The sequence below is a fragment of the Enterobacter sp. 50793107 genome (genome assembly GCF_001463365.1).
In the GTDB taxonomy this organism is placed as follows: Bacteria; Pseudomonadota; Gammaproteobacteria; order Enterobacterales; family Enterobacteriaceae; genus Enterobacter; species Enterobacter cloacae.
Window position 1 is genome coordinate 1 of the sequence record NZ_LNII01000089.1, and the last position, 11,636, is coordinate 11,636.

General features: G+C 52.4%; 7 protein-coding genes, 7 tRNA genes and 1 pseudogene. 2 read left to right on the top strand and 13 right to left on the bottom strand.

The window, feature by feature from the left end; genetic code table 11:
- Window positions 1-218: 218 nt before the first annotated feature.
- The 12 genes from APU11_RS13360 to nagB all read right to left on the bottom strand — a co-directional run bounded on the left by APU11_RS13360 (window position 219) and on the right by nagB (window position 7,083).
- Window positions 219-293, bottom strand: a tRNA-Gln gene (locus tag APU11_RS13360).
- A gap of 35 nt (window positions 294-328) precedes the next feature.
- Window positions 329-403, bottom strand: a tRNA-Gln gene (locus APU11_RS13365).
- 39 nt (window positions 404-442) lie between these two features.
- Window positions 443-519 (bottom strand) — tRNA-Met (locus APU11_RS13370).
- Window positions 520-536: 17 nt separating this feature from the next.
- Window positions 537-611, bottom strand: a tRNA-Gln gene (locus APU11_RS13375).
- 32 nt (window positions 612-643) lie between these two features.
- Window positions 644-718 (bottom strand) — tRNA-Gln (locus APU11_RS13380).
- Window positions 719-741: 23 nt separating this feature from the next.
- Window positions 742-826 (bottom strand) — tRNA-Leu (locus APU11_RS13385).
- A gap of 8 nt (window positions 827-834) precedes the next feature.
- Window positions 835-911 (bottom strand) — tRNA-Met (locus APU11_RS13390).
- A gap of 227 nt (window positions 912-1,138) precedes the next feature.
- A complete protein-coding gene (asnB, locus tag APU11_RS13395) occupies window positions 1,139-2,803 on the bottom strand; it encodes an asparagine synthase B (RefSeq protein ID WP_013097572.1) in 1,665 nt (554 codons plus the stop codon).
- 249 nt (window positions 2,804-3,052) lie between these two features.
- On the bottom strand, window positions 3,053-3,805 hold the full coding sequence (gene nagD, locus APU11_RS13400; protein WP_013097571.1) for a ribonucleotide monophosphatase NagD: 753 nt from the start codon (window positions 3,803-3,805) through the stop codon (window positions 3,053-3,055).
- Window positions 3,806-3,849: 44 nt separating this feature from the next.
- Window positions 3,850-5,070 carry an N-acetylglucosamine repressor gene (locus tag APU11_RS13405; RefSeq protein ID WP_013097570.1) on the bottom strand — a complete coding sequence of 407 codons (1,221 nt, stop codon included), beginning with the start codon at window positions 5,068-5,070 and terminating at the stop codon, window positions 3,850-3,852.
- A gap of 8 nt (window positions 5,071-5,078) precedes the next feature.
- Entirely contained in the window at window positions 5,079-6,227 is a 1,149-nt protein-coding gene (gene nagA, locus APU11_RS13410; RefSeq protein WP_020684945.1) for an N-acetylglucosamine-6-phosphate deacetylase, read from the bottom strand.
- 55 nt (window positions 6,228-6,282) lie between these two features.
- Entirely contained in the window at window positions 6,283-7,083 is an 801-nt protein-coding gene (nagB, locus tag APU11_RS13415; protein WP_058650378.1) for a glucosamine-6-phosphate deaminase, read from the bottom strand.
- Between the two features lie 329 nt (window positions 7,084-7,412).
- On the opposite strand from nagB, the gene nagE reads away from it, so the two are divergent.
- Complete coding sequence (gene nagE / locus APU11_RS13420; RefSeq protein ID WP_058650379.1) at window positions 7,413-9,362, top strand: PTS N-acetyl glucosamine transporter subunit IIABC; 1,950 nt, start codon at window positions 7,413-7,415, stop codon at window positions 9,360-9,362.
- Window positions 9,363-9,531: 169 nt separating this feature from the next.
- Window positions 9,532-11,199, top strand: a complete 1,668-nt coding sequence (glnS, locus tag APU11_RS13425; protein WP_013097566.1) for a glutamine--tRNA ligase — start codon at window positions 9,532-9,534, stop codon at window positions 11,197-11,199.
- Between the two features lie 270 nt (window positions 11,200-11,469).
- On the opposite strand, the pseudogene APU11_RS29175 reads toward glnS, so the two are convergent.
- A pseudogene (locus APU11_RS29175) lies at window positions 11,470-11,586 on the bottom strand (hypothetical protein); the annotation flags it as partial.
- Window positions 11,587-11,636: the final 50 nt, after the last annotated feature.

Sequence of the window (11,636 nt, forward strand, 5' to 3'; positions counted from 1 at the left end):
GGTAAAGACGCGGAGAAAAATTTCTGGCAGACTGTCTGTAAAGGCACGATGAGGTCTCTTCTGATTTGTTAGCGCAACCAGTAGATCACACTTCATCGTGCTTTTCATTTTTCTGGGGAACCCTCAGCCCCGTGGGAGAGGGCCAGGGTGAGGGCATCAGGCCGCACAATTCTGTACAAAAACAAAAAAGCCCGCAGAGCGGGCTTGTTTGTTTTAAGTGGCTGGGGTGCAGGGATTCGAACCCCGGAATGCTGGTATCAGAAACCAGAGCCTTACCGCTTGGCGACACCCCAATTGCGTTAAACGTACTGCTTAACGACTTTTAAATTGGCTGGGGTACGAGGATTCGAACCTCGGAATGCCGGAATCAGAATCCGGTGCCTTACCGCTTGGCGATACCCCAACAATTTTTTATTACCGAAACAGATCGATAATCTTAATATGGTGGCTACGACGGGATTCGAACCTGTGACCCCATCATTATGAGTGATGTGCTCTAACCAACTGAGCTACGTAGCCAGTACTGCGTTCTTCGATGGCTGGGGTACCTGGATTCGAACCAGGGAATGCCGGTATCAAAAACCGGTGCCTTACCGCTTGGCGATACCCCAATACCGCGGAGAACCGCATGATCGAAGAAATATGGCTGGGGTACCTGGATTCGAACCAGGGAATGCCGGTATCAAAAACCGGTGCCTTACCGCTTGGCGATACCCCATCCGTGCAACGCTTACCTGGGAATGGTGCGGGAGGCGAGACTTGAACTCGCACACCTTGCGGCGCCAGAACCTAAATCTGGTGCGTCTACCAATTTCGCCACTCCCGCAAAAAAGATGGTGGCTACGACGGGATTCGAACCTGTGACCCCATCATTATGAGTGATGTGCTCTAACCAACTGAGCTACGTAGCCATCTTTTTTTCGCGTTACCTTATCGGCGTTGCGGGGCGCATTATGCGTATAGACCCTTGCAGCGTCAACACCTTTTTCAACGAAAATGGCCGGAATGTGACTGTTTGGTTAGGTTGCGAACAGCGTGACCGAATATTCGGCAATTATTGGTTATTAATCGATTTTAGACGGTGAAATGTAAGGCAAATAAAAACAGGCCCCGCAGGGCCTGATGTTCAAATACGTGTTTATTTATAGGCAGACTGGTGAACGCCTACCGCACGTCCTGATGGATCGTTCATAGCTTTGAAAGATTCATCCCATTCAATGGCTTTCGCTGAAGAGCAGGCCACTGATGGACCGCCTGGCACACACTCAGCAGCACTCGGTACCGGGAACAGCTCTTCGAAGATCTCACGGTACAGATACGCTTCTTTAGAGCCTGGCGTGTTGTACGGGAAGCGGAAGCTTGCTGTTTCCAGTTGTTGGTCTGAAACCTGTTTCGCGGCCACCTCTTTCAGGGTGTCGATCCAGCTGTAGCCAACGCCATCCGAGAACTGCTCTTTCTGACGCCACGCCACGCTCGCCGGCAGGTAGGATTCAAAACATTCACGCAGGATATGTTTTTCCATTTTACCGTTGCCGCACATTTTGTCCTGCGGGTTAATGCGCATGGCCACGTCGAGGAATTTTTTATCCAGGAACGGAACGCGCGCTTCAACACCCCATGCGGACATCGCTTTGTTAGCACGTGCGCAGTCAAACATGTGCAGCGCCTGCAGTTTACGTACGGTCTCTTCATGCAGCTCTTTCGCGTTCGGCGCTTTATGGAAGTACAGGTAACCGCCAAACACTTCATCAGAGCCTTCGCCTGACAACACCATCTTGATGCCCATTGCTTTAATCTTACGGGACATCAGGTACATAGGGGTGGAAGCGCGAATAGTCGTCACATCATAGGTTTCAATGTGATAGATCACGTCGCGGATCGCATCCAGACCTTCCTGCACGGTGAAATGAATTTCATGGTGCACGGTGCCGAGGTGGTTCGCCACGTCCTGCGCGGCTTTCAGATCCGGTGCACCTTCCAGCCCGACGGCAAAGGAGTGCAGCTGCGGCCACCAGGCTTCTGAACGCTCCTGATCTTCCACACGACGCGCCGCAAATTTTTTAGTAATGGCTGAAATAACGGAGGAGTCCAGTCCGCCGGAGAGCAGCACACCGTAAGGCACGTCTGACATCAGGTGGCTTTTAACGGAATCTTCCAGCGCCTGACGCAGCTCGGCTTTGTCAGTCACGTTGTCTTTTACCGCGTCATAGTCAAACCAGTCGCGCTGGTAGTACTGACGGATTTCGCCATCTTTGCTCCACAGGTAACTACCTGCCGGGAACTCTTTAATGGTGCGGCATACCGGCACCAGCGCTTTCATTTCAGACGCAACATAGAAGTTGCCGTGTTCATCATGGCCCATATACAGCGGAATGATACCAATGTGGTCGCGGCCGATCAGATAAGCGTCTTTTTCGCTGTCGTACAGGGCGAATGCAAACATACCCTGCAGGTCGTCCAGGAACTCAGGGCCTTTCTCCTGATACAGCGCCAGAATGACTTCACAGTCAGAGCCGGTCTGGAAGGCGTAACGATCGCCATATTCGGCACGCAGCGCCTGATGGTTATAAATTTCACCGTTTACAGCCAGCGCGTGTGTTTTTTTCTCGTTATACAGCGGCTGTGCACCGGCGTTGACGTCTACAATCGACAGACGTTCGTGAGCCAGAATTGCTTTGTCACTGGCGTAAATACCGGACCAGTCCGGGCCGCGATGGCGCATCAGGCGGGACAGCTCGAGTGCTTTTTTACGCAGTTCGCCCGCGTCAGTTTTAATATCCAGTACGCCAAAAATTGAACACATAACCTTCTCCGTTAACCCTGTTGCTTTGTAATGTTGCTTGCTTATGAAAATGCCGCAAAGGAGAAGAGCGCGCAAGGGTTTTACCGGGTTAAACGAAAATAGTGCAATGGTGATTGCGGAATGTTGAAAAAAGAGTATGTCATGAACAGTTTTATTGATGATTATTCAATGAATTGGCGTTTTTGTTAGATGTGATTTTATTGGACGGGGCTATAAATGAAAAACCACGCCCTGAGGCGTGGTTGGGAATCAGATAATGTCAATCTCGTCGACGGAGGGGTAGATCCAGCTCGGCCGGAACGGCATCGAATCAATGTCATCAAGTTGAGAGACACCGGAGAGCACCAGAATGGTCTCCAGACCCGCCTGGAAACCGGCCAGAATATCGGTGCGCAGGTTATCACCGACAATCACCGTCTCTTCAGAGTGGGCCTGCATCGTGTTCAGCGCGGCACGAATGATCCACGGGCTCGGTTTACCGACCACAAACGGCTTACGACCGGAGATTTTTTCGATACCGGCGCACAGTGCGCCGCAGGCCGGATAGAAACCACGGCCGTGCGTATCCGGGTTGGTGGCGATAAAGCGCGCGCCGCTGGCGACAAAGTAGGCGGCCTTATGCATCATCTCCCAGTTAAACGAGCGCGTTTCGCCGACGATCACAAAGTCCGGGTTCACATCGGTAATGGTAAAGCCTGCTTTATATAGCTCGTGGATCAGCGCACCTTCACCGACCACGTAGGCTTTTTTCCCTTCCTGACGCTTCAAAAAATCTGCCGTCGCCATTGCGGAGGTATAAAACACGCTGTCCGGTACGTTGATGCCCGCAGTGGCAAAACGGTTCGCCAGATCCTGACCGGTTTGGGAAGGGTAGTTCGTGAGAAGAACCAGCGGCATTCCTTTGTCGATGATGCGGTGTAGAAACTCCGCAGCACCTGGCACGGCGACGTTGTCGTGCATCAGCACGCCGTCAATATCACAAATTACATTCTTAATGGTCATGAACAATCCGACATCAAAAAAAAAGGCGTTACTATAAGTCCCGATTAGCTTTCCAGCAAATGCTGCAACAGGATCCCGTTGAGCATGGCGCGTTTGACCAGCGCAAACGCGCCAATCGCAGAGCGGTGATCCAGCGTCGAACGCACGACCGGTAAATTCTGACGAAACGCTTTCAACGCCTGGGTGTTAATGCAGCCTTCAATCGCGGGCAGTAACACTTTTTCCGCCTCGACGATTTCACCTGCAATCACCACTTTTTGTGGATTAAAAAGGTTGATGGCAATGGCAATGGTTTTGCCGAGGTGGCGCCCGACCTGTTCGATCACTTCGCAGGCCAGTGCATCGCCTTTATTGGCGGCTTTGCAGATGGCGCCGATTTTACAATCATCCAGCGTCACGCGGCTCTGGTAGCCTTGTTCCAGCAGATGACGGACGCGATGCTCAATGGCCGCGTTGGCGGCAACCGTTTCAAGACAGCCAAAATTACCGCAGTGGCAGCGCTCGCCAAGCGGTTCCACCTGGATATGACCAATCTCGCCCACATTGCCGTTACGGCCAATAAAGATACGTCCGTTGGAGATAATGCCCGCCCCGGTACCGCGGTGCACACGCACCAGAATAGAGTCTTCACAGTCCTGACTCGCACCAAAGTAGTGCTCGGCCAGCGCCAGCGAGCGGATGTCGTGACCCACAAAGCAGGTCACCTTAAAGCGCTTTTCCAGCGCCTCCACCAGCGCCCAGTTCTCGACCGGGATATGTGGCATATAACGAATGACACCGCTTTCCGGATCAACCAGCCCGGGCAGGATCACCGAAATGGCGATGAGCTCGCGGATCTTGCGCTGACAGCTTTCGATAAAGTGCGCGATGGTATTGAGCAGCGCGTGCTCCAGTGTCTCCTGGGTGCGCTCCGGAAGAGGGTAGTGCTCTTCGGCAATGGCTTTACTGCTCAGATCGTAAAGCGTCAGGGTGGTGTCATGGCGACCAAGACGAACGCCAATGGCCTGAAAATTGCGGGTTTCGGTGATGATGGAAATTGCGCGGCGGCCCCCGGTGGAGGCCTGCTGATCGACTTCTTTGATCAGGCCGCGCTCAATAAGCTGACGTGTAATTTTTGTCACGCTGGCGGGAGCAAGCTGGCTTTGTTCGGCTATCTGAATACGTGAGATTGGCCCGTGTTGGTCAATCAGGCGATAAACCGCCGCGCTGTTAAGCTGTTTAACGAGATCGACATTACCGATTTGAGCTTGTCCGCCTGGTGTCATACTTTTACTTACTCAGTGACGACCTCGTTACCATTAACGATGGTCTTAATAATTTTATAATCGTGTGTGAATGCCGTCAGGTTTGCAACCATGCCTGGTGCAATTCTGCCGAGCTGTTTATCCACGCCGATGGCACGCGCAGGATAAAGGGTTGCCATGCGCAGCACTTCTTCAAGCGCAATGCCGCAATGCTCGACCAGGTTACGCACGCCTTCAATCATGGTCAGGGAGGAGCCGCTCAACGTACCGTTTTCATCCACACACAGTCCGTTGCGGTAGTATATTGTTTTACCGGCAAAAATGAACTGCTCAATATTTGCACCTGCCGGTGCGGTGGCATCCGTCACCAGGCAAAGCTTGTCACCTTTTAGCCGCTTGGCGTTGCGAATGTTGGTGTAATCGACGTGTAAACCGTCCGCGATGATGCCGCAGTAAACGTCTGGCTCATCAAGAATCGCCCCGACCAGCCCCGGTTCACGACCCGTGATATACGGCATGGCGTTATACAGGTGTGTCGCAAAGGTAATACCCGCACGGAAACCGGCTTTTGCCTCTTTCAGCGTGGCGTTTGAATGGCCCGCTGACACGACAATCCCGGCGGCGGCCAGTTTGCTGATCACATCAGTACCGGTCATTTCAGGTGCCAGCGTCACTTTGGTGATCACATCCGCATTGGCACACATATAGTCAACCAGTTCGGCATCAGGCTTACGCACGTAATCCGGATTATGCGTCCCTTTCTTGACCATATTCAGCCATGGCCCTTCAAGGTGCAGACCCAGAGCCTGATTTGGGTGTTTCGCCAGGTATTCACGCATAACGCGGATACCTTGTTTCATCAGCTCATCGCTGCTGGTGATGAGGGTTGGCAGATAGCTGGTGCAGCCCGATTTCTCGTTCGCTTTCTGCATGATTTCCAGCGTTTCGACGGTGACGGCGTCTGCGGTGTCGTTAAACTGCACACCGCCGCAGCCGTTCAGCTGTACGTCGATAAAACCGGGGGAGATTACTGCTCCATTGAGTGAGCGCTGTTCAATCTCCGGCGGCAGCTCTGCCAGCGGACAAACACGTTCAATCAGGCCATTGGCGATAACAATCGCATGGTCATCCAGAATTTCATGGCCGGTATAAATCCGACCGTGGGTTAAAGCGTACATAACGACCCCCGGTTAAAAAAAGCGGCCGCCTCTTCATGAAGAGGCGGTTATTCAATTACAGACCTTTGATGTTCTCAGCTTCTAACTCGTTGAAGTATTTCAGCGTCTTCACCTTCAGTTCCATCGTGGACGGTTCGTCACAGACGATGACGGATTTTGGATGCAGCTGCAGGCAGCTGATGGTCCACATGTGGTTTACGTTGCCTTCAACGGCAGCCTGGAGCGCCAGCGCCTTCACGCTGCCCAGAACCAGAATCATCACTTCTTCGGCATCCAGCAGCGTGCCGACACCGACGGTCAGGGCATATTTAGGAACCTGGTTCACATCGCCATCAAAGAAGCGGGAGTTTGCCACGCGCGTGTCATGGGTCAGCGTTTTAATACGGGTACGGGACGCCAGTGACGACGCGGGTTCGTTAAACGCGATATGACCATCGTTACCCACACCGCCCATAAACAGGTGGATTTTACCGTAAGAACGGATTTTTTCTTCATACTGACGGCATTCTGCGTCAATATCAGGCGCGTTTCCATTCAGCAGGTTAATGTTTTCAGCTGGAATATCAACGTGATCAAAGAAATTACGGTGCATGAAGCTATGGTAGCTTTCCGGGTGATCCTTCGGTAAGCCGACATATTCATCCATGTTGAAGGTGACAACGTGTTTGAAGCTAACCTGGCCTGCTTTGTGCATCTCTACCAGTGCTTTATATGCGGTCAGCGGTGTGCCGCCGGTAGGGAGGCCAAGTACGAAAGGACGATCGGCGGTTGGTTTGAAGGCGTTGATACGGTTAACGATATGGCGAGCGGCCCATTTACCGACTTGTTCAGCAGTTGCCAGGGGAATCAGTCTCATTGTTCACCTCAAGAGTTTAAGTAGAAGAGTGGGCGGATGGGTATCGGGACCTGATACTTAAGCGTAACCTGGAACCTTTCAGGCCGGATCAATCCGTCTTGATTTTTCGAATGATAAAATAAGTTTTCGATGTTAGCCAGTGAAAGGGAGGGTGATAAACGATATTTGGTGACAAAAATCACAAAAAGTACGCTTTTAATTTGCGATACGAATTAATTTTTCACACACTCACAATGCCAGTGAATCATCAACTGTATTTCTAGTTCGTGACACAATAAAAAACATAGTTAATGCACGAGCCTTAACAAGGGTCTCGTAGGGGGAATAGGATGAATATTTTAGGTTTTTTCCAGCGCCTCGGTAGGGCTTTGCAGCTCCCTATCGCCGTGCTACCGGTTGCAGCACTGCTGTTGCGATTCGGGCAACCCGATCTTCTTAACGTGCCGTTTATTGCGCAAGCGGGTGGTGCGATATTTGACAACCTGGCGCTGATTTTCGCCATCGGCGTGGCGTCCAGCTGGTCTAAAGACAGCGCGGGTGCCGCGGCGCTGGCAGGGGCAGTCGGTTATTTCATCCTGACCAAAGCGATGGTAACCATCAACCCTGAAATCAACATGGGTGTTCTGGCGGGTATTATTACCGGTCTGGTCGGCGGTGCAGTGTACAACCGTTGGGCGGGTATCAAACTGCCAGATTTCCTGAGCTTCTTTGGCGGAAAACGCTTTGTCCCGATTGCGACCGGCTTTTTCTGTCTGATTCTGGCCGCTATCTTTGGTTATGTCTGGCCGCCGGTACAGCATGCCATACATGCAGGCGGTGAGTGGATCGTGTCTGCGGGCGCAATGGGTGCAGGTATCTTCGGTTTCATCAACCGTCTGCTGATCCCAACCGGCCTGCATCAGGTTCTGAACACCATCGCATGGTTCCAGATTGGTGAGTTCACCAACGCGGCAGGTACCGTATTCCACGGTGATATCAACCGCTTCTACGCGGGTGACGGCACCGCGGGCATGTTCATGTCCGGTTTCTTCCCAATCATGATGTTTGGTCTGCCGGGCGCTGCGCTGGCAATGTATCTGGCCGCGCCAAAAGCGCGTCGCCCAATGGTTGGCGGCATGCTGCTCTCTGTTGCGGTAACGGCGTTCCTGACCGGTGTTACTGAGCCACTGGAATTCCTGTTCATGTTCCTGGCTCCGCTGCTGTACCTCATGCACGCGGTGCTTACCGGTATCAGCCTGTTTGTGGCCACTCTGCTGGGCATTCACGCGGGCTTCTCCTTCTCTGCCGGTGCGATCGACTACGTGTTGATGTACAACCTGCCGGCAGCCAGCAAAAACGTCTGGATGCTGGTTGTGATGGGCCTGGTGTTCTTCGTTGTCTACTTCCTCCTGTTCAGCGCGGTTATTCGTATGTTTAACCTCAAAACGCCGGGTCGCGAAGATACTAAAGATGACGTCGTAACCAGTGAAGCAAACAGCAATACCGAAGAAGGGTTGACCCAGCTGGCAACCAGCTATATCGCCGCGGTAGGCGGTACCGACAACCTGAAAGCCATTGATGCCTGTATCACCCGTCTGCGTCTGACCGTTGGCGACTCTGCGCGCGTAAGCGATGCCATGTGCAAACGCCTGGGCGCGTCTGGTGTGGTGAAACTGAACAAACAAACCATCCAGGTTATTGTGGGTGCGAAAGCCGAATCTATCGGCGATGAAATGAAAAAAGTGGTTGCCCGTGGACCGGTCGCTGCTGCCTCAACGGATAGCGCGCCTGTAGCTGACGCTCCGGTTGCTAAACCGCAGGCTGTACCAAACGCCGCTACTATCGCCGCGCTGGTTTCACCGGTTACGGGTGAGGTGGTCGCGCTTGAGCAGGTACCTGACGAAGCGTTTGCCAGCAAAGCGGTCGGTGACGGTGTTGCGGTGAAACCAACGGAGAAAACCGTTGTGTCTCCTGCGGCGGGCACCATCGTGAAAATCTTTAACACCAACCACGCGTTCTGCCTCGAAACCGAAAAAGGCGCGGAGATCGTGGTTCATATGGGTATTGATACCGTTGCGCTGAACGGCCAGGGCTTTACTCGCCTTGTAGAAGAGGGCGCAGAAGTGGTTGCAGGCCAGCCGATTCTGGAAATGGATCTGGACTTCCTGAACGCCAATGCCCGTTCGATGGTAAGCCCGGTGGTATGCAGCAACATCGACGACTTCAGCGGCCTGGTGCTTCAGGCGAAAGGTCAGGTGGTTGCGGGGCAAACGCCACTGTATGAGATTAAAGGCAAGTAATCGCTCCTGAGTAGAGTCATGCCTTAAGCGGCGGGGGAGATCCTCCGCCGCTTTTTTTTGCAGCAAATGCCCCCATTATTTTCTTCCGGGACGTTTTAAGGGTTGTCACTACGTCCGGCTTATAAGATCATATGCCGTTATACGTTGTTTACGCTTTGAGGAATCCACGATGAGTGAGGCAGAAGCCCGCCCGAGTAACTTTATTCGTCAGATCATCGATGAAGATCTGGCCAGTGGTAAGCACACCACGGTGCATACGCGTTTCCCGCCGGAGCCTAATGGCTACCTGCACATTGGTCACGCCAAATCGATCTGCCTGAACTTTGGTATCGCACAGGATTACCAGGGGCAGTGCAACCTGCGTTTCGATGACACCAACCCAGTAAAAGAAGACATCGAATACGTTGAGTCCATTAAGAACGACGTGCAATGGCTGGGCTTCAACTGGTCTGGCGATATCTGCTACTCCTCTGACTATTTCGATCAGCTGTATGCCTATGCCGTTGAGCTGATCAATAAAGGTCTGGCCTATGTTGACGAGCTCTCTGCAGATGAAATCCGTGAATACCGCGGCACGCTGACGGCACCGGGTAAAAACAGCCCGTTCCGCGATCGCAGCGTGGAAGAGAACCTGGCGCTGTTTGAAAAAATGCGTGCTGGTGGCTTCGAGGAAGGTAAAGCGTGCCTGCGTGCCAAAATCGATATGGCATCACCGTTTATCGTGATGCGCGACCCGGTGCTGTACCGCATTAAATTCGCTGAACATCACCAGACCGGTAACAAGTGGTGCATCTACCCGATGTACGACTTCACCCACTGCATCAGCGATGCGCTGGAAGGCATCACCCACTCGCTGTGTACGCTGGAATTCCAGGACAACCGTCGTCTGTACGACTGGGTGCTGGATAACATCACAATTCCGGTGCATCCGCGTCAGTACGAGTTCTCTCGTCTGAATCTGGAATACACCGTGATGTCCAAGCGTAAGCTGAACCTGCTGGTGACCGATAAGCACGTTGAAGGCTGGGACGACCCACGTATGCCGACCATCTCTGGTCTGCGCCGTCGTGGCTACACCGCGGCGTCAATCCGTGAGTTCTGCAAACGCATTGGCGTGACCAAGCAGGATAACACCATTGAGATGGCGTCTCTGGAATCCTGCATTCGTGAAGATCTGAACGAAAACGCGCCGCGCGCGATGGCCGTTATCGACCCGGTAAAACTGGTTATCGAAAACTATCCGCAGGGTGCGAGCGAAATGGTCTCGATGCCTAACCATCCGAACAAACCGGAGATGGGCAGCCGTGACGTACCGTTCAGTGGTGAAATCTGGATCGATCGTGCTGACTTCCGCGAAGAAGCGAACAAGCAGTACAAGCGACTGGTGCTCGGTAAAGAGGTGCGTCTGCGTAACGCCTATGTGATCAAGGCTGAGCGCGTAGAGAAAGATGCGGAAGGCAACATCACCACGATCTTCTGCACTTACGATGCCGAGACTCTGAGCAAAGATCCAGCGGACGGCCGTAAGGTGAAAGGCGTGATCCACTGGGTCAGTGCATCACACGCGCTGCCGGTAGAGATTCGTCTGTACGATCGTCTGTTCAGCGTGCCTAACCCAGGCGCAGCAGAAGACTTCCTGGCGACCATCAACCCGGAATCGCTGGTCATCAAACAGGGTTACGCTGAGCCATCCCTGAAAGCGGCTGAGGCGGGTAAAGCGTTCCAGTTTGAACGTGAAGGTTACTTCTGCCTGGACAGCCGTCACAGCACCGCTGAAAAACCGGTATTTAACCGTACGGTCGGTCTGCGTGATACCTGGACGAAAATCGGCGAATAATAACGCCGCGCTGGTCAATGAGAAACAAACGCCGCGTAATGCGGCGTTTTTTTATAGAGTGATCATGCCTTTAAAGCAGTAGCCAAATAGCGTTTATTAAAATAACAGGTCAATGTGGTGCTACTTATTTTTTTTAAAAAAAGTTTATCCCCTTTCAAAATTCTGATGCACCGTAAAAAGAATATCATTTAACGCGTTACTTATTGAAAATCGGCCTTTTCCCCCGCCAGTACTGGCATCCCGTTAAATGTTACAAAGCACTACCAATTATGTGCTCTTCGTCATAATCCTGAGTTTTAGCCACCGAAAAGCATTGATAATTCGCGTCGCGAAAAATAACCTAAAGACGGTAGTTATTCGAGGGTATTTCCGACTACCCCTGACCATCAGGTCTTTTATATTTTTCGCCGTTTTAGGCGTTTTAATTCGTCAAAGAG

Bases quoted from the DNA above. Each gene is read 5' to 3' on its own strand.
- glnS (WP_013097566.1), top strand. From the start codon at position 9,532: ATGAGTGAGGCAGAAGCCCGCCCGAGTAACTTTATTCGTCAGATCATC.
- APU11_RS13405 (WP_013097570.1), bottom strand. From the start codon at position 5,070: ATGACACCAGGCGGACAAGCTCAAATCGGTAATGTCGATCTCGTTAAA.
- nagD (WP_013097571.1), bottom strand. From the start codon at position 3,805: ATGACCATTAAGAATGTAATTTGTGATATTGACGGCGTGCTGATGCAC.
- nagB (WP_058650378.1), bottom strand. From the start codon at position 7,083: ATGAGACTGATTCCCCTGGCAACTGCTGAACAAGTCGGTAAATGGGCC.
- asnB (WP_013097572.1), bottom strand. From the start codon at position 2,803: ATGTGTTCAATTTTTGGCGTACTGGATATTAAAACTGACGCGGGCGAA.
- nagA (WP_020684945.1), bottom strand. From the start codon at position 6,227: ATGTACGCTTTAACCCACGGTCGGATTTATACCGGCCATGAAATTCTG.
- nagE (WP_058650379.1), top strand. From the start codon at position 7,413: ATGAATATTTTAGGTTTTTTCCAGCGCCTCGGTAGGGCTTTGCAGCTC.